Raw genomic sequence first — 15637 nt, forward strand, 5'->3', positions numbered from 1 at the left:
TACTGGATCGACAACGGCGCGACGTCGCTGTGGGAACGGTGGGACCTCGGTGCGCGCTCTCGTGACCACGCCTTCCTCGGCGGCGCCATCGGCGAGTGGCTCGCCCTGACCAGCACTAGCACCGTTGACGACATGAGGGAAGTCTGGTCGTTACCGGGGAGTCGTGCCACGCTCGGTCCATGCGAGACGCGGCCCCGGTGACCATCCCACCCCGCGTGCTGCCGCCCAACGACCCCCGCCAGTACGACGACCTCGTCGACGAGTGGTGGCGGCCGGACGGCGCCTTCGCGATGCTGCACTGGCTGGCCCGGGCCCGGGCCGCACTCGTCCCCCCGGCGTCCCGGCCCGGCGCGGTCCTGGTCGACCTCGGCTGCGGCGCCGGCCTGCTCGCGCCGCACCTGGCGGGGAAGGGCTACCGGCACGTCGGGCTGGACCTCACCCGGTCCGCGCTGGCGCAGGCCGCCGCGCACGGGGTGACCGCGGTCAACGCCGACGCCACCGCGGTACCGCTGGCCGACGGCTGCGCCGACGTGGTCTCCGCCGGCGAGCTGCTGGAGCACGTGCCGGACTGGCGGCGCGCGGTCGCCGAGGCCTGCCGGCTGCTGCGCCCGGGCGGCCTGCTGGTGCTGGACACGCTCAACGACACGCCGCTGGCCCGGCTCGTCGCGGTGGAGATCGGCGAGCGGCTGCCCACCGTGCCGCGCGGCATCCACGATCCACGGTTGTTCGTGGACGCCTGCGAGCTGGTCGCCGAGTGCGCCCGACACGGCGTCGAGCTGCGGCTGCGGGGCATCCGCCCGGAGCTGCGGGGCACGCTGGGCTGGCTGCTGCGGCGGATGCGCGGTGGACCCGCCGGCCGTCCGGTGGGGACGGACGGAGGCCGCGAGCCGCGGATCGTGCCGACCCGCTCCACCGCGGTGCTGTACCAGGGCCGTGGGCTCCGGGGCGGGTAGCCGGGGCCGCCCGGGGTAAAGGGGACGCCGAGAAGGGGGCTACATGACTGTGCACGCGCTGGAGGCGGCCCGCCGGTTGGCGCCGCGACTGGCCGCCCGGGCGGCGGAGCACGACCGGGAGGGTTCCTTCCCGGTCGACGACTTCGCCGACCTGCGGGAGGCCGGGCTCTTCGGGCTGATGGTGCCCCGCGAGCTGGGCGGGGCGGGGGCCACCTTCGCCGAGTACGCCGCCGTCGCCACCGAGCTGGCCCGGGGCAACGGTGCGACCGCCCTGGTGTTCAACATGCACGCCTCGGTCACCGGCGCGCTCGGCGCGGTCACCGAGGAACTCGCCGAGGCGCTGGGCGTACCGGAGGAGGCGCTGGCCGCCCGGGACCGGCTGCTCCGCGCGGCGGCGGCGGGCTCCTGGTACGCGGTGGCGATGAGCGAACGCGGCGCGGGCGCCCGGTTGTCCCAGCTCAGCACCGTCTACGAGCCGGTCGACGGGGGCAGCTGGCGGCTCAAGGGCAGCAAGACGTTCTGTTCCGGCGCCGGGCACGCCGACGGCTACCTGGTGGCCGCCCGCAGCGTCGCCGACCAGTCGGTGGTCTCCCAGTTCCTGGTGCCGGCCGGCGTCGGGCTGACCGTGGAGCCCACCTGGGACTCCCTCGGCATGCGCGCCACCTCGTCGCACGACCTGCACCTGGACGTCACCGTCCCGGGCGACCGGCTGCTCGGTGGGGTCGAGGGGCTGGCCCTGGTGGTCGCCCAGCTGATGCCGCACTGGCTGGTGGCCAGCTACGCCGCCGTCTACGTCGGGGTCGCCCGAGCGGCGATCGACGCCGCCGCCGAGCACCTGAACGCCCGCAACCTCGCCGGCCTGCCGGCGGTCCGGGCCCGGCTGGGCCGGGCGACGCGGCGGTCGCGGCGGCCGGACTGGTGGTCGCGGAGGCGGCCCGCCGGGTCGACGAGGCGTCCGGCGACGCGGAGACGAACCGCTGGGTGTGGCGGGCCAAGCTGCTCGCCGGCACCACCGCCGCCGAGGTGGCGGCGTCCATGCTGGAGGCGGCGGGCACCTCGGCGACCCGCCGGGGACACCCGCTGGAACGGCTCTACCGGGACGCCCGGTGCGGTTCGCTGCACCCGGCGACGTCCGACGTCTGCGCCGACTGGCTGGGCATCGCAACGCTGGGCGGCGACCCGGACCGCGACGGCTCCGCTCCTCGTTGGTGAAGCGTGAGGGTGCAGGGGGAGCACGACGAGAGGTGGGGGAGATGGCCGTGCCGGTGATCGCGGGTCTGGGTACGGCGCAACCGCCGGCCGCCGCGCAGGACGAGCTCTGGGAGGGTTTCTTCGCGAAGCACTTCTCCGGCACCACCCGGGCGCTGGCCGAGCGGATCTTCGCCAACTCAGGGGTGTCCCGGCGGCAGGCGGCGGTCAATCCGCTGCTGGAGGACGTCTCGGACTGGCCGACCGAGCGACGGATGCGGCGGTACCAGGTGGAGGCCCTGCCGCTGGGCAAGGAGGCGGTGGGCCGGGCGCTCACCGCGGCCGGTCTGGACGCGGGGGACGTCGGGCTCTTCGTGGTCTGCTCCTGCACCGGGTACGCGACCCCGGGGCTGGACATCCTGCTCGCCCGGGACCTGGGCATGGCCCCGGACGCCCAGCGGATGTTCGTCGGGCACATGGGCTGCTACGCGGCCCTGCCGGGGCTCGGCGCGGCCGGCGACTTCGTCACCGCCCGGGGGCGGCCGGCGCTGCTGCTCTGCGCCGAGCTGACCAGCCTGCACATCCAACCCGCCGGCGCGCGGGTGGACACCCAGCAGATCGTCTCGCACGCCCTCTTCTCGGACGCCGCGGTCGCCGCGGTGGTCGTCCCCGGCGGCCGGGGGTACGCGCTGCGCGAGGTCGCCTCGGTCACCGACACCTCCACCGCCGACCACATGACCTGGGACGTGACGGACACCGGCTTCCGGATGGGGCTGTCGCCGAAGGTCCCGCAGGTGCTCTCCCGCCACGTGCGGGGCCTGGTCGACGGCCTGCTGGCCCGGCACGGCCGGACGTCGTCCGAGGTGGACGGCTGGGCGGTGCATCCGGGCGGCCCGCGCATCCTCAACGTGGTGGAACGGGAGCTGGCGTTGCCACCGGAGGCGCTGGCGGCCTCCCGGGCCGTCCTGGACGAGCACGGCAACTGCTCCTCGCCGACGGTGCTGCTGATCCTGGACCGGTTGCTCCGGGCGCCCGCGCCACCGGACCGGATCGTGATGCTGGCGTTCGGCCCCGGCCTGACGCTGTACGCCGCCCTCCTCGAACGCGACGCCTGACCCCGCCCCGGCCGGCGAGCCCGCTGTCCGTGGCGGGACGCACCGCCCGGGGTCCCCGGGCCGACCGGATCGCGCCGGGCGGATCGACCCTGGTCGCTGCCAGTGGCCGGACGCGGGTCCGACCGGAGACTAGGCTCGCCGCATGGACGCGCGGACGGACGACCGGTGGCGGGGTGGGCTGCTGGCCGGGCTGGCCCTGGCCGCCGTGGTCGCCGGGGCCTGGTGGTGGCGGCAGGCGGCGCCGGCCATCGGCCCGGTGTCGGCGGCGGTCAGCTCGGCGGCACCCAGCCCGGCCCCGGCGGGGTTGCTCCGGGTGGTCGTCGATGCCGAGGACGGTCACCTCGTGGAGGGGCCGGTGGCCGACCCGGACCAGCCGCTGGTGTTCCACCGGGAGTCCGGCGCGGCGGGAGCGCCCGAGCGGTCGGAGACCATCTGGGCGGATCGGTCCCACCTGTCGCAGGGCGGCCCGCCCCTGGTCCGGCAGACCGGGGCGGAGATGGGCGGCCGGTACCTCCTGGTGGCCGGTTGTGTCGGCAGCGGCCCGGTCACGATCCAGGTCGCGGGAGCCGACGGTGCGCCGGAGGAGCGCGCCGACTGCGGCGGACCGCCGGTGCTGCTGCGACTCACCGCCGTGGGCGGAACACTCGAGGTGCGGTTCACCGCGGACGACGGTCCGGCCGACCTGGATGCCCACCTGTCCGTGCTGTCCTGAGCCACCGGTCAGCCGGCGAGGCGAGCCAGGTCGGCGCGGTACTCCTCGACGCTGTTCAGCACCGGCACGACCCGCACCAGGTTGCTCTCCCGGTCCACCAGCAACGCGGTGGCGGCGCCGGGGCGGGCGGGCAGGTGGAGGTACGCGCGCAGGCCGCCGGCCGGGTCGGCCAGGGCGCGTACCGGCGCTCCCGCCGTCGACGGGGCGGGGCGGGCCTCCCGGCCGCCGGCCACGGTCACCACGGTGACGCCCGGCGACACGGCGCCGGCCGCCTCGGCGATCCGTTCGGTGCAGGTGCAGGCGTCCACGAGGAGGATCACCGCCGGCAGCAGGGCGCGCAGCGGCACCGGCGAGTCCTCGGCGTCGACCAGGTCCAGCGCGGGGAGCGGCCCGACCGGCCCCGGGGCCGCCGTCGGGTAGGGGACCACCGTCGGGCTTCCGCCGGAGCGGGACGACCGGGGCCAGGTGACCGCGGCCAGCCCGCCGAGGGTGGTCAGGACGGCGACCAGGAGGATCAGCACCGGGAGGCCGAGCGCGGGCAGGCCGTCCGGGCTCCGGGTGAGGCCCAGCCGGCGGTGCCAGGCGGCCCGGCGCCGGGACCGGCGCAGCTCGCGGCGGAGCTGGCGGGCCTCCTCGGCGAGCGCCGAGGCGTCGTCCGGTACGACCACCCGACCCCACTCCGGGGGCAGGTCGGGCAGCCCGTCCGATGGCCCGTGGCCTTCTGCGTCAGGCATGCCCATCGGACCCCCAGGAACCGTCGCGGTGAGCGGACGTCGTGTCCACCTCCAGCGTCCCGCACCGACCGGCGTACCGCTACACCTGGGCGCAGCTTGGATCGGCGGGATACCATGGAGGAGCGCATTGCCCTAGATATGGACGCTCCGATCACCCGTACCGGGTTGTCATCCGTTGGTCACGGAGCGTGTTGAAACCATCGGTTTGACCGCCTGTCAAGCTGAAGAAATACCTCTCACAGGGCCCCTGAGCTGCGCCAACGGTCAGGACAGCGGTGAGACATCGGTGCCTGAGCGTGTTACCCTAGACACAGCGAAAGGGGTTTCGAACCTATGGTTTTCAGTGTCGGCGAGACCGTTGTTTACCCCCACCACGGGGCCGCACTCATCGAGGCAATCGAGACTCGGGTCATCAAGGGCGAGCCTAAGCAGTACCTCGTCCTGAGGGTCGCGCAGGGTGACCTGACGGTCCGGGTGCCCGCCGAGAACGCCGAGATCGTGGGTGTGCGCGAGGTGGTCGGCGAAGAGGGCCTGGGCAAGGTCTTCGACGTGCTCCGTGCACCGCACACCGAGGAGCCGACCAACTGGTCGCGGCGTTACAAGGCGAATCTGGAGAAGCTGGCCTCCGGTAACCCGCTGAAGGTCGCCGAGGTCGTCCGCGACCTGTGGCGCCGGGAGCGGGAGCGGGGCCTGTCCGCGGGCGAGAAGCGGATGCTCGCCAAGGCCCGCGACATCCTCGTCGGTGAGGTCGCGCTGGCGGAGAAGAGCACCAAGGACGAGGCGGAGTCGCTGCTGGACAAGGTGCTGGGCGAGGCCTAGTCCCCGCAGCATCGTCGTACCCACCCCGTAGCAAAGAAATCCGAGGACCGCGACGTGACCGCGCAGCTCAATCCGCGCGGTGACGTCGCGGTCCTCGTTCCTGCGGCGGGCGCCGGCGTACGCCTCGGCCCGGGCGCGCCCAAGGCGCTCCGGCCGCTGGCCGGCGAGCCGCTGCTGGTGCACGCGGTACGCCGCATCGCGGCCGCCCCGTCCGTGCACACCATCGTGGTGGCCGCCCCGGCGGCAGACGTCGAGTCGGTCCGGTCGATGCTCGCCCCGGTGGCTCCGGTGATCGTGGTGCCCGGCGGCGCGGAGCGGCAGGCCTCGGTGGCGGCCGCGCTGGCCGCCGTCCCGGCCGGCCCGGAGATCGTCCTGGTGCACGACGCGGCCCGCGCGCTCATCCCACCCGACCTGGTCGAGTCGGTGGCCGAGGCGGTCCGCTCCGGGCACGACGCGGTGATCCCGGTCCTGCCGGTGGTCGACACGATCAAGGAGGTCGACGCCGGTGGGCGGGTCCTCGGCACGGTCGACCGGTCCGCGCTGCGGGCCGTGCAGACGCCACAGGGCTTCCGCCGGTCCGTGCTGACGGCCGGGCACGCCGCGGCGGGTGACCCGCTGACCGACGACGCCGGCCTGGTCGAGAAGCAGGGCGTCGCGGTGGTCTGCGTGCCCGGCTCCGAGCACGCCCTGAAGATCACCCGACCGTTCGACCTGGCCCTCGCGGAGCATCTGCTGGCGGCCGGGGCCTGACGCGTACCCTCGGATCATGATCGTTCCTCGGGTGGCCATCGGCACGGACGTCCACGCCTTCGAGGCCGGCCGACCCTGCTGGGTCGCCGGCCTGCACTGGCCGGGCCAGGACGGCCTGGCCGGCCACTCCGACGCCGACGTGGTCGCGCACGCCGCCTGCAACGCGCTGCTCTCCGCGGCCGGCCTCGGCGACCTGGGCGCCAACTTCGGCGTCGATCAGCCCGAGTGGGCCGGCGCGTCCGGGGTGGCGCTGCTCACCGAGAGCGCCCGGCGGGTCCGCGCGGCCGGCTTCCGGATCGGCAACGTCTCGGTCCAGGTGATCGGCAACCGGCCGAAGATCGGTCCGCGCCGCGACGAGGCGCAGCGGGTCCTCTCCGCGGCCGTCGGCGCCCCGGTCACCGTCTCCGCCGCCACCACCGACGGGTTGGGTTTCCCCGGCCGCGGCGAGGGGCTCACCGGCATCGCGGTGGCCCTGGTGTACGAGGCGTCGACGGTCTGACGCCGGGGACCCGGTCACCCGGGCCCCCGACCGTCCACACGGCTCAGTCCACGTCGGTGCAGACGTTGTGCGTCGTGCCGTGGAGCATGGTGATGGTCTTCCGATCCGCGCCGGTTCACCGTCCGGACCTGCCCGGACGAGCGCTGCGGCTGGCTCTTCCTGGACGAGAGCGGCCTTCGACGCTGGTGCAGCCTGGGCACCTGCGGTCGGCCGGTCGCCCAGTCGCCCTGCCACAGCGCCTGACCGATCTGCACGGGGGCCCGGACGCGGTCCGGCCGGACCGGCGGTGGTCGGCGTTCCCCGGGGAGGCCAGCTAGGCTCGCCGGGATGTCGAGTGACGCGTCCCCCGACCAGTCCGCCGCCGACGGCTACCTCCAGCGCGCGCAGCTCCTCGCCGAGCTGAGCCGCTACGACGAGGCGGCCGGTGAGCTGGGCTTGGCCATCGCCATGGACCCGGCGAACGCCGCGGCGTTGACCATGCTGGCCCGGGTGCACCTGGCCGCCGACCGGTCCGCCGAGGCGCTCACGGCTGCCGAGGCCGCCGTCGCCGCCGCCCCGGGCGCCGTACCGCCGCTGGTCGCGCGCGGGCTCGCGCTGGCCGACCTGCGGGAGTTCCGGGCCGCCGCGGGGACCGCCGACGAGATCCTGGCGCTCGGCCCGACCGACGCGTACGCGCAGCGCAGCGCCGCCGCGATCCTGGCCGGCTCGCGCAACGGGCAGCAGGCGCTCAACGCCGCCTGGCGGGGCGTCGAGCTGGCCCCGGAGGAGCCGCAGGCGCACCTGGTGCTCGGTCTGGTGGCGGCCCGGCTCGAGGTGTACGACCTCGCCGAACGGGCCTACCGGGAGGCGCTGCGGCTGGACCCGGAACTGGCCGTGGCCCGGCACGACATGGGCGTCATCCGGCTGGAGCAGCGCCGCTACGCCGAGGCGCTGGAGCACCTGGTCGAGGCGGCCGTGATGGATCCGGCGGGGACGGACTCCGGGCGTACGATCGCGGACGGTCTGCGCCGGTTGCTGCTCTACGGCGCCGGCTGGTCGCTGGTCGCCACCGTGCTGGTCGCCTTCCTGGCCCCGGGCGGGCCGGGCCTCTCCCGGGTCTTCGCGGCGCTGGCCGCGCTCGGCGGGGCGCTGGTGGTGTGGCGCCACGCGACCCGGGTGCCCGGGCTGGTCCGGGCGATCCTGCCCGGCCTGCTGCGCTCCGACCGGACCCTGGCGTGGGCGCTCTACGCGGTGGCCGCCGGGCCGGTGCTGCTGCTGCTCTACGCGCTGGTCGGCACGCCGTGGCCGCTGGTCGCCGCGATCGTCGCCGCTTCATTGGCCGAGCTCGCGGTCTTCTCCCGTTCCCTGCGCTGACCGGTGGCCGAGAGCAGCCCCTGGACGGCGACCGACCTGGGGACGGTGACCACCCCGACCGCGACTACGCGCGTCGCGCCCAGGTCCAGGCGTAGCCGTCGTCCTCGCAGGCGGACGCCGCGTCGCAGAGGTCGAGGGGCCGGAAGGTGTCGACCATGACGGCCAGCTCGTCGAAGAAGTCGACGCCGATCGAGCGCTCGGCGGCGCCCGGCTGCGGGCCGTGGGTGAAGCCGGACGGGTGCAGCGAGATCGAGCCCTGCTCGATGCCCGAGCCGCGCCGGGCCTCGTAGTTGCCGCCGGTGTAGAAGAGCATCTCGTCGGAGTCGACGTTGTGGTGGTTGTACGGCACCGGGATGGCGTCCGGGTGGTAGTCCACCTTGCGCGGCACGAACGAGCAGATCACGAAGTTCGGGCCCTGGAAGGTCTGGTGCACGGGCGGCGGCTGGTGGATCCGGCCGGTGATCGGCTCGAAGTCGTGGATGGAGAACGCCCACGGGTACAGGTGCCCGTCCCAGCCGACGACGTCGAACGGGTGGTTGGCGTAGACGTACCTCGTCCAACCGCGACGGTGCCGGACCAGCACCTCGACGTCGGTGCCGTCGACCAGCAGCGGCGCGTCCGGCCCCCGGACGTCCCGCTCGCAGTACGGCGCGTGCTCTAGGAACTGGCCGCGTACCGAGAGGTAGCGCTTGGGCGGGCCGATGTGGCCGGTCGCCTCGACGGCCAGCAGCCGGGTCGCTCGTCGCCGGTGGGCACCAGCCGGTGGATGGTCGAGGTGGGGATGATGACGTAGTCGCCGGCCACCGCGTCCAGCACGCCGAACGGGGACTCCACCCGCAGCGAGCCGGACTCCAGGTAGAGGCAGTGGTCGCCGGTGGCGTCGCGGAACAGCGGGGAGGGCCGGTCGGCCAGCACGTACGCGATCCGGACGTCGTCGTTGGCGAGCAGGTACTGCCGGCCGAGCACCGGGTCCGCGCCGGCCCCGTCGAGCTTATGGGTGCGCAGGTGGCGGGGCTTGAGGGGCAGGTTGGGTACCCGGGTGAAGGCGGGCGGGGTGAACTCCTCGGCGGCGGTGATCGCAGTCGGCGCGTGCCGGTGGTAGAGCAGGGACGAGTCGGAGGAGAAGCCCTCCTGACCGACCAGCTCCTCGGCGTAGAGGCTGCCGTCGGGCTGGCGGAACTGGGTGTGGCGCTTGCGCGGCAGCTCACCGACGCTGCGGTAGTACGGCATCTCGCCTCCCGATATGTCCCGTTCTCCGGCCGATTGCGTCCGATAATCGGACGCTGTTGTCCGTTCCTTGTAGCGTCCCGTAAGTTCTTGTCTCGTGTCAACGCACGTGCCCCGACTCTTCGCCGGTCTCGTCGACGACGCCGCTGTCTTCCCGCCCGGCAGCGCCGCGCTGCCCGACGCGGTGGGCGCCCACCGGCGGCACCGCACCGCCTGGTACGCCGACCTGGTCGGCCCGCTGCTGCTGCCCGCCTCGACCCTGCCGGAGCTGCCCGACCTGCTCGGCCCGGACGAGCCGGTGGCGGTCGGCGTCATCGGCGACGTGCCGATCGGCCAGCTCGACGCGGCGCTCGCCGAGGCCGATCCCCGGATCACCGTCCGCCAGGTCGAGGCGGCGGTCGCCAAGCGTGGCGAGGACCCGCAGCCGGGCCTGGCCGAGCTGGTGAAGCTCGCCGAGCGGCTGGGCGCCATCCCCGTGTACGCGGAGATCCCGCTGACCTTCGGGCTGATGGGGGCGCTGGACGCGGTCGCCGGGGCGCGGGCCGGCGGGCTGCGGGTCGCGGCGAAGTTCCGCACCGGCGGACTGGCCGCCGAGCTCTTCCCGACGCCGATCGAGCTGGCCGCGGTGATCTGCGCCTGCCGGGACCGGAGGCTGCCGTTCAAGCTGACCGCCGGGCTGCACCACGCGGTGCGGCACCGGGACCCGGAGACCGGCTTCACCCACCACGGCTTCGTCAACGTGCTCGCCGCCACGCTCGCCGCCACCGAGGACGCCGAGGTGGACGTCGTGGCTGAGCTGCTCGCCGCCACCGACCCGGTCCGGCTGGTGGAGCGGGCGCGGGCCGACCGCGAGACGGAGCGTCCGCTCTGGATCGGGTACGGCTCGTGCAGCATTGAGGAACCACTGACCGATCTGATCCGGCTGGGGCTGGTGAACGGGGGATACGACGAATGACCTGGGTGACGGGTGCCGACGGTTCGCCGTACGGGGTGCGGAACCTGCCGTACGGCGTGTTCCGGCGCGGCGGGCAGGAGCCGCGGATCGGCGTACGCATCGGGAAGTTCGTGCTGGACCTGGCCGGCGCCGAGGCGGCGGACCTGGTGCTGGCCGCCGGGGCGCTCGGCTGGCCCACGCTGAACGACTTCATGGCCCTCGGCCGCCCCCAGTGGACGGCCGTCCGGCAGCGGGTCACCGAGCTGCTCACCGACGAGACGCACCGGCCGGCGGTGGAGCCGCTGCTGGTCCCGCTGCGCGAGGTGGAGCTGCTGCTCCCGTTCGAGGTCGCCGACTACGTCGACTTCTACTCGTCCGAGCACCACGCGGCCAACGTCGGGCAGATCTTCCGCCCCGGCCAGCCGCCCCTGCTGCCCAACTGGAAGCACCTACCGATCGGTTACCACGGCCGGGCCGGCACCGTGGTGGTCTCCGGCACCCCGGTCGTCCGCCCCCGTGGCCAGCGGGCCAGCGCGCAGGGCCCGACCACCGGCCCCTCCGTACGCCTGGACATCGAGGCCGAGGTGGGCTTCGTGGTCGGGATGCCGAGCGCGCTCGGCGATCGGGTCTCCGTGGCCGACTTCGCCGACCACGTCTTCGGTGTGGTGCTGGTCAACGACTGGTCCGCCCGCGACATCCAGGCCTGGGAGTACCAGCCGCTCGGCCCGTTCCTCGGCAAGTCCTTCGCCACCTCGGTCTCGGCCTGGGTGACCCCGCTGGACGCGCTGGCCGACGCCTTCGTGCCCGCCCCCGACCAGGACCCACCGGTGCAGGGGTACCTGCACGACACCCCGCACCTCGGGCTTGATCTCCGGCTGTCGGTCGAGTGGAACGGCGAGCGGGTGAGCCGGCCGCCCTTCGCCACCATGTACTGGACGCCGGCGCAGCAGCTCGCCCACCTCACCGTCAACGGCGCGTCGCTGCGTACCGGCGACCTCTACGCCTCCGGCACCGTGTCCGGCCCGGACCGCGGCCAGGTCGGCTCGTTCCTGGAGCTGACCTGGGGCGGCGCCGAGCCGGTCAAGTTCGCCGACGGTGGCACCCGGACGTTCCTGGAGGACGGCGACACGGTCACCATCACCGCCACCGCGCCGGGCCCGGACGGCACCACGATCGCCCTGGGCGACGTCACCGGGAGCATCCTCCCCGCCCGCTGAGCCGGTCCCGTCGTCCACCGTTCCCCGGTCGCCCCCGGTCGCACAGCGGGTGCGACCGGGGACCGCGCATTCCGCGTTGATCGTCGCGGATTCCGACGCCACGAGCCGTCCGCGGCCGGTCGTGGCGCGCGAGCGGACAGGAGGTAACGAGGATGACCGAGCTCACCGGCGCCGTCTGGCGCACCAGCAGTCGCTCCAACGACCAGGGTCTCTGCGTGGAGGTGGCGGCCAACGTGGTCGCCGTGCACGGAGTGGTCGGGGTACGCGACTCGAAGGACCCGTCCGGGCCGACGCTCGCGGTCAGCCCACCGGGCTGGACGGCGTTCGTCAGCGCGATCCGCGCCGGGGCGTTCCGGCGCTGACCGACCCGTTCCCCGGTGCCCCGCCCGGGGCACCGGTGGCGGAAATGTCACCGAGGGCTCCCCGTTTCGCGTTCACGCGCCGTACCGTGGACGACACGGGAGGTGCCATGTCGACGGTGACGGTTACCGCATTCATCGAAGCGCGGGACGTCGACGTCTGGCGGCTCCTCACCGACCTCTCCGCCCGGGCCGACTGGCTCTCCGCCGTCGGCGCGGTGGAGGTGCTCACCACCGGGGCCCTCGCCGCCGGCACCGCCTGGCGGGAGACCCGGGTCCGCCCGGGCGGCGACGAGCAGTCCGAGGAGTTTCTCGTGGTGGAGGCGGTCGCGCCGCACCGGCTGGTGCTCAGCTCCCGGGGGGCCGGCGTGGACTACCGGATCACCTGGACGCTGCGGACGGTCGAGCGGCGCCGACGCGGCTGCACCCAGGTCACCGTCGAGCAGGAGGCCGTGCCGACCGCCCCGTACGGCCGGGTGCTGGCCCTGATCCTCGGCGGCCTCGCCGCCCGCGCGGTCGAGGGCGCCCTCCGGCGTGACCTGGCCGACCTGACCCGCGCCGTCACACCGGCCTCCTCCGCCGAGGCCGCCTGACCCGCCGGCCCCGCCTGGCGGCCGCCCGACCCGCCGACGCGGCTCCGCCGGCTCGACCTGACCGGGATGCGGGGGGTCCCGCTGGGTAGGGTGCCGGGCGGAGGTGCGGCATGGGCTTGCCCGAGGGGCGGCGGCGGATCACGGTGGCGGTCGCGGCGGTGCTCACCGTCGCGGTGGTCGCCGCCATCGTCTACCGCGTGCTTGCTCCCGCCGAGGTGATCACGCCGGCCCGGGCCGCGTACCCGCCGGCGGCGACCCCGCCCGTGGGGGTGATCGGCCGGCTGCCGGTGGCGCCGCTGATCGTGGACGGCCGGCTCCGGGTCTACGCCGGGACCCGCCAGGTGTACGCCGACCAGCCGGTCGACGGGAAGCACCGGGTCACCCCGTTCTGGTCGTACCGGCGCTGGCCGGCCAAGCTCGTCGGCGTGCTGGCCAGCGGGGTGACCGTGGTCAGCCGCTGGTCCGACGGGAGAGTGGTGGCGCTGGACGCAAGGACCGGGCGGGTCGCCTGGCGGGCGGACGGGCCGGAGCCGGGACCGGTGTCGAAGCCCCGGCGTACCTTCGCGTCGACGGTCTGGGACCCGGCGGGGCTGCACGTCACGCGTACCGCCGACGGTCGCGCGGTGCTGGTGGCCGCCGGTCGGCGGCAGGTGGGTGGGTACGCCCTGGCCGACGGCCGGCAGCTCTGGCGGGTCGACGCGGGCGACTGCCGTACCGACGTGGGGACCACGGCCACCGGCGCGCTGATCGCGGTCGACGGCTGCGCCATGCCGACGACGGTCGAGTTCCGGGACGCGGCCACCGGAGCGGTCCGCACCCGCTGGCACCCCCCCGGCGGCGGGAGGGGGCTGGTGGTGACCCCGGTGGGCTGCGTCGACGGGCACTCGGCGTGCCGGGGGCTGCGGACCGCGGGGTCGGGGGACGACGCCGGCCGGGGCTGGCTGGTCGGGGCCGGCGACCCGGTCGCCGCGCCCGGCCTGAACGGGCCGGACGCCGAACTCGCCGGCGAGCGGGCCGTCGGCAGCACCGGTGGGGTGCTGACCGGCCGGTCGGCGCGGACCGGCGAGGACCTGTGGCGGCGGGCCGACCTGGGCCTGGTGCGGATCATCGCGGTGCAGCCCGGTCGGGTGCACCTGCTGACCGAGCGGAACGACCTGGTCACCCTCGATCCGAGCACCGGCGCCGAGCGGTCCCGCTTCGCCATGGACATCGGCCACGACGGGGTGGCCTGGGTGCCCGGGCGGGCGTACGCGGCGGACGGCTACCTCGCCCTGGAACGGCTCCGCAAGGGCGCCGGCCCGGACTCGGATGACCAGGCGTACTTCCTGACGGCCGAGCCCGTGCTGCTCGCCGCGACATAAGGTCGCGGCGAGCAGCGGGGATGTCAGGCCAGCGCCGACTCGGCGGCGGCGAGGAAGGCGTCGTTCTCCCCCGGGGTGCCGATGGTGACCCGGACCCCGTCGCCGGCGAACGGCCGGACGATCACGCCGCGCGCCTCGCAGGCCTTGCCGAACTCGACGGCCCGGTCGCCGAGCGGCAGCCAGACGAAGTTGGCCTGGCTGGCCGGCACGTCCGGGACGAACTTGCGCAGCGCCTCGGTGACCCGGTCCCGTTCGGAGACCACCAGCGCGCACCGGCGCTCCACCTCGTCGGCCTGGGCCAGCGCCGCAAGGGCGCCGGCCTGGGCGGCCATGCTGGTGGAGAAGGGGGTGACGACCTTGCGGACGGCGGCGGCCACCTCCGGGGCGGCGACCAGGAAGCCGATCCGCAGCCCGGCCAGGCCCCACGCCTTCGACAGGGTGCGCAGCACGACGACGTTCGGCCGGTCCAGGTAGGTCAGGCCGTCCGGCACCTCCGGGTCGGTGACGAACTCCCGGTAGGCCTCGTCGATCACCACCAGCACGTCGTCCGGCACCGCGTCGAGGAAACGGTCCAGCTCGGCCTTGCGGACGGCGGTGCCGGTCGGGTTGTTCGGGTTGCAGACCAGGATCATCCGGGTCCGGTCGGTCACCGCCGCGGCCATCGAGGCCAGGTCGTGGCCGTGCCCGGCGTCGTTGGGCACCCGCACGCTGGTCGCGCCGCTGGTCGCCGCGATGATCGGGTACGCCTCGAACGACCGCCACGAGTAGAGCAGCTCGTCGCCGGGGAGGCAGGTGGCCCGGACCAGGTGCTCGGCCAGCGCCACCGAGCCGCAGCCGGTGGCGATCCGGTCGGCGTCCACGCCGTACCGGTCGGCCAGGGCCTGGCGCAGCGCCACCACGCCCATGTCCGGGTAGCGATGCGAGCCGGCCACCGCCTCGGCGACCGCCTCCACCACGCCGGGCAGCGGGCCGTACGGCACCTCGTTGCTGGCCAGCTTGATCGCCTCGGGCAGGCCCAGCTCGCGGGCCAGGTCCGCCGGGCTCCGGCCGGGCACGTAGTTCGGCAGCGCGTCGAGGTCGGCGCGGGTCAGCCGCAGCGGCGGCTGGTGACGTCCGGTGTCGGTCATGGTGTGTCTCCCGGGTGGTTGGCGCGGTCGTGCGGGGCGGTACGGGTGTCGGGCGTGGCGCGGGGCACCTGCACCACGACGGTCTGCGCCCGCTTGTCGTGCAGCGCCTGGCGCAGCGGGTGGTCGAAGAGCGGGGAGACCGCGTCGACGAACTGGAGCAGCAGGCCGAAACCGCAGCAGTACCAGAGCAGGGTGGGCAGGCCGAGGGTGCTCCACCGCCGGGTCGCCCGGCCGAAGCCGAGCGGCTGGTCGGCCTCAGTCGGGACCGCCCGCACCCGCATCACCCGCTTGCCGAACGTCTGGCCCTGGGCCGCCATCGACGGCACCTCGTAGGCGAACCAGAGCGCGGTGGCGATCAGCAGGATGGCGATCTGCAGCCCGGCGGCCTGCTCGCCCGGCTGGGGCAGCCCCTCCGTGGAGGTGTTGCCGGAAAGCGACCGGCGCACCGACTCCCGCAGGTACGGCGAGATCTCCTCGACGTACCGCCAGACGAACCAGCCGTTGACCACGGCGTTGAGCAGGAACACGGCGCCGAAGTCGATCAGGCGGGCGACCAGGCGGACGCCGTACGAGGCCAGCGGCAGCCCGTGCGGCCGCGGCTCGGGCGGCCGCCCCGGCCAGGTCGGGTACGGCCAGCCGGGCGGCGGCCCCTGCGGGTGTCCCGGCCCGGGGGCGTACCCCGGGCCCGGCCAGCGC

At 74.9% G+C, this 15637-nt stretch carries 16 protein-coding genes and 3 pseudogenes; 15 read left to right on the forward strand and 4 right to left on the reverse strand.

Going from position 1 to position 15637, the window contains the following annotated elements; genetic code table 11:
• The 5 genes and pseudogenes from JNW87_RS21370 to JNW87_RS21390 all read left to right on the forward strand — a co-directional run.
• Positions 1 to 201, forward strand: a 201-nt coding sequence (locus JNW87_RS21370; RefSeq protein WP_238454273.1) for a hypothetical protein, incomplete at its 5' end; no start/stop codon positions are given.
• Positions 180 to 953, forward strand: a complete 774-nt coding sequence (locus tag JNW87_RS21375) for a methyltransferase domain-containing protein (RefSeq protein WP_109800350.1) — start codon at positions 180 to 182, stop codon at positions 951 to 953. The genes JNW87_RS21370 and JNW87_RS21375, both read left to right, overlap by 22 nt.
• 43 nt (positions 954 to 996) lie before the next feature.
• Positions 997 to 2165, forward strand: a pseudogene (locus JNW87_RS21380) (acyl-CoA dehydrogenase family protein).
• Between the two features lie 41 nt (positions 2166 to 2206).
• Entirely contained in the window at positions 2207 to 3256 is a 1050-nt protein-coding gene (locus tag JNW87_RS21385; RefSeq protein ID WP_109800348.1) for a type III polyketide synthase, read from the forward strand.
• A gap of 142 nt (positions 3257 to 3398) precedes the next feature.
• Entirely contained in the window at positions 3399 to 3968 is a 570-nt protein-coding gene (locus JNW87_RS21390; RefSeq protein ID WP_109800347.1) for a hypothetical protein, read from the forward strand.
• Between the two features lie 8 nt (positions 3969 to 3976).
• On the opposite strand, the gene JNW87_RS21395 is transcribed toward JNW87_RS21390, so the two are convergent.
• Complete coding sequence (locus tag JNW87_RS21395; protein ID WP_109800346.1) at positions 3977 to 4708, reverse strand: hypothetical protein; 732 nt, start codon at positions 4706 to 4708, stop codon at positions 3977 to 3979.
• A gap of 327 nt (positions 4709 to 5035) precedes the next feature.
• On the opposite strand from JNW87_RS21395, the gene JNW87_RS21400 reads away from it, so the two are divergent.
• The 5 genes and pseudogenes from JNW87_RS21400 to JNW87_RS21420 all read left to right on the forward strand — a co-directional run bounded on the left by JNW87_RS21400 (position 5036) and on the right by JNW87_RS21420 (position 8123).
• The gene (locus JNW87_RS21400; RefSeq protein WP_089012187.1) at positions 5036 to 5521 is read left to right on the forward strand and encodes a CarD family transcriptional regulator; all 486 of its coding nucleotides are present in this window, start codon (positions 5036 to 5038) and stop codon (positions 5519 to 5521) included.
• A gap of 54 nt (positions 5522 to 5575) precedes the next feature.
• Positions 5576 to 6271, forward strand: coding sequence for a 2-C-methyl-D-erythritol 4-phosphate cytidylyltransferase (ispD, locus tag JNW87_RS21405; protein WP_238454274.1), 696 nt, complete (start codon positions 5576 to 5578; stop codon positions 6269 to 6271).
• A gap of 13 nt (positions 6272 to 6284) precedes the next feature.
• Positions 6285 to 6770, forward strand: a complete 486-nt coding sequence (gene ispF / locus JNW87_RS21410) for a 2-C-methyl-D-erythritol 2,4-cyclodiphosphate synthase (RefSeq protein WP_109800344.1) — start codon at positions 6285 to 6287, stop codon at positions 6768 to 6770.
• A gap of 132 nt (positions 6771 to 6902) precedes the next feature.
• Positions 6903 to 7013: pseudogene (locus JNW87_RS21415) on the forward strand (CGNR zinc finger domain-containing protein); the annotation flags it as partial.
• 84 nt (positions 7014 to 7097) lie between these two features.
• Entirely contained in the window at positions 7098 to 8123 is a 1026-nt protein-coding gene (locus JNW87_RS21420; protein WP_109800343.1) for a tetratricopeptide repeat protein, read from the forward strand.
• Between the two features lie 64 nt (positions 8124 to 8187).
• On the opposite strand, the pseudogene JNW87_RS21425 reads toward JNW87_RS21420, so the two are convergent.
• Positions 8188 to 9353: pseudogene (locus JNW87_RS21425) on the reverse strand (homogentisate 1,2-dioxygenase).
• 94 nt (positions 9354 to 9447) lie between these two features.
• On the opposite strand from JNW87_RS21425, the gene JNW87_RS21430 reads away from it, so the two are divergent.
• From JNW87_RS21430 to JNW87_RS21450, 5 genes are all read left to right on the forward strand, one after another.
• The gene (locus JNW87_RS21430) at positions 9448 to 10305 is read left to right on the forward strand and encodes a hypothetical protein (protein ID WP_109800341.1); all 858 of its coding nucleotides are present in this window, start codon (positions 9448 to 9450) and stop codon (positions 10303 to 10305) included.
• Complete coding sequence (fahA, locus tag JNW87_RS21435; RefSeq protein WP_238454275.1) at positions 10302 to 11501, forward strand: fumarylacetoacetase; 1200 nt, start codon at positions 10302 to 10304, stop codon at positions 11499 to 11501. The genes JNW87_RS21430 and fahA overlap by 4 nt, the downstream gene beginning before the upstream one ends.
• Positions 11502 to 11653: 152 nt before the next feature.
• The gene (locus JNW87_RS21440; RefSeq protein WP_109800339.1) at positions 11654 to 11863 is read left to right on the forward strand and encodes a DUF397 domain-containing protein; all 210 of its coding nucleotides are present in this window, start codon (positions 11654 to 11656) and stop codon (positions 11861 to 11863) included.
• A gap of 107 nt (positions 11864 to 11970) precedes the next feature.
• On the forward strand, positions 11971 to 12453 hold the full coding sequence (locus JNW87_RS21445; protein ID WP_238454276.1) for an SRPBCC family protein: 483 nt from the start codon (positions 11971 to 11973) through the stop codon (positions 12451 to 12453).
• A 110-nt stretch (positions 12454 to 12563) separates the two neighbouring features.
• On the forward strand, positions 12564 to 13814 hold the full coding sequence (locus JNW87_RS21450; protein WP_109800337.1) for a PQQ-binding-like beta-propeller repeat protein: 1251 nt from the start codon (positions 12564 to 12566) through the stop codon (positions 13812 to 13814).
• Between the two features lie 23 nt (positions 13815 to 13837).
• On the opposite strand, the gene hisC is transcribed toward JNW87_RS21450, so the two are convergent.
• Together hisC and JNW87_RS21460 are read right to left on the reverse strand one after the other, a co-directional pair.
• Entirely contained in the window at positions 13838 to 14941 is a 1104-nt protein-coding gene (gene hisC, locus JNW87_RS21455) for a histidinol-phosphate transaminase (protein WP_109800336.1), read from the reverse strand.
• Positions 14938 to 15637, reverse strand: a 700-nt coding sequence (locus JNW87_RS21460) for an RDD family protein (protein WP_238454277.1), incomplete at its 5' end; no start/stop codon positions are given. The genes hisC and JNW87_RS21460, both read right to left, overlap by 4 nt.

Origin of the sequence: Micromonospora sp. ATA51, from assembly GCF_016802855.1 — a bacterium.
GTDB classification, from domain to species: Bacteria; Actinomycetota; Actinomycetes; order Mycobacteriales; family Micromonosporaceae; genus Micromonospora; species Micromonospora sicca.

What these genes read in the sequence shown, in the direction of transcription:
- JNW87_RS21450 (WP_109800337.1), top strand. Translation starts at nt 12,564, where the DNA reads ATGGGCTTGCCCGAGGGGCGGCGGCGGATCACGGTGGCGGTCGCGGCG.
- JNW87_RS21390 (WP_109800347.1), top strand. Translation starts at nt 3,399, where the DNA reads ATGGACGCGCGGACGGACGACCGGTGGCGGGGTGGGCTGCTGGCCGGG.
- JNW87_RS21440 (WP_109800339.1), top strand. Translation starts at nt 11,654, where the DNA reads ATGACCGAGCTCACCGGCGCCGTCTGGCGCACCAGCAGTCGCTCCAAC.
- fahA (WP_238454275.1), top strand. Translation starts at nt 10,302, where the DNA reads ATGACCTGGGTGACGGGTGCCGACGGTTCGCCGTACGGGGTGCGGAAC.
- JNW87_RS21385 (WP_109800348.1), top strand. Translation starts at nt 2,207, where the DNA reads ATGGCCGTGCCGGTGATCGCGGGTCTGGGTACGGCGCAACCGCCGGCC.
- JNW87_RS21375 (WP_109800350.1), top strand. Translation starts at nt 180, where the DNA reads ATGCGAGACGCGGCCCCGGTGACCATCCCACCCCGCGTGCTGCCGCCC.
- hisC (WP_109800336.1), bottom strand. Translation starts at nt 14,941, where the DNA reads ATGACCGACACCGGACGTCACCAGCCGCCGCTGCGGCTGACCCGCGCC.
- JNW87_RS21420 (WP_109800343.1), top strand. Translation starts at nt 7,098, where the DNA reads ATGTCGAGTGACGCGTCCCCCGACCAGTCCGCCGCCGACGGCTACCTC.
- JNW87_RS21445 (WP_238454276.1), top strand. Translation starts at nt 11,971, where the DNA reads ATGTCGACGGTGACGGTTACCGCATTCATCGAAGCGCGGGACGTCGAC.
- JNW87_RS21400 (WP_089012187.1), top strand. Translation starts at nt 5,036, where the DNA reads ATGGTTTTCAGTGTCGGCGAGACCGTTGTTTACCCCCACCACGGGGCC.
- JNW87_RS21395 (WP_109800346.1), bottom strand. Translation starts at nt 4,708, where the DNA reads ATGGGCATGCCTGACGCAGAAGGCCACGGGCCATCGGACGGGCTGCCC.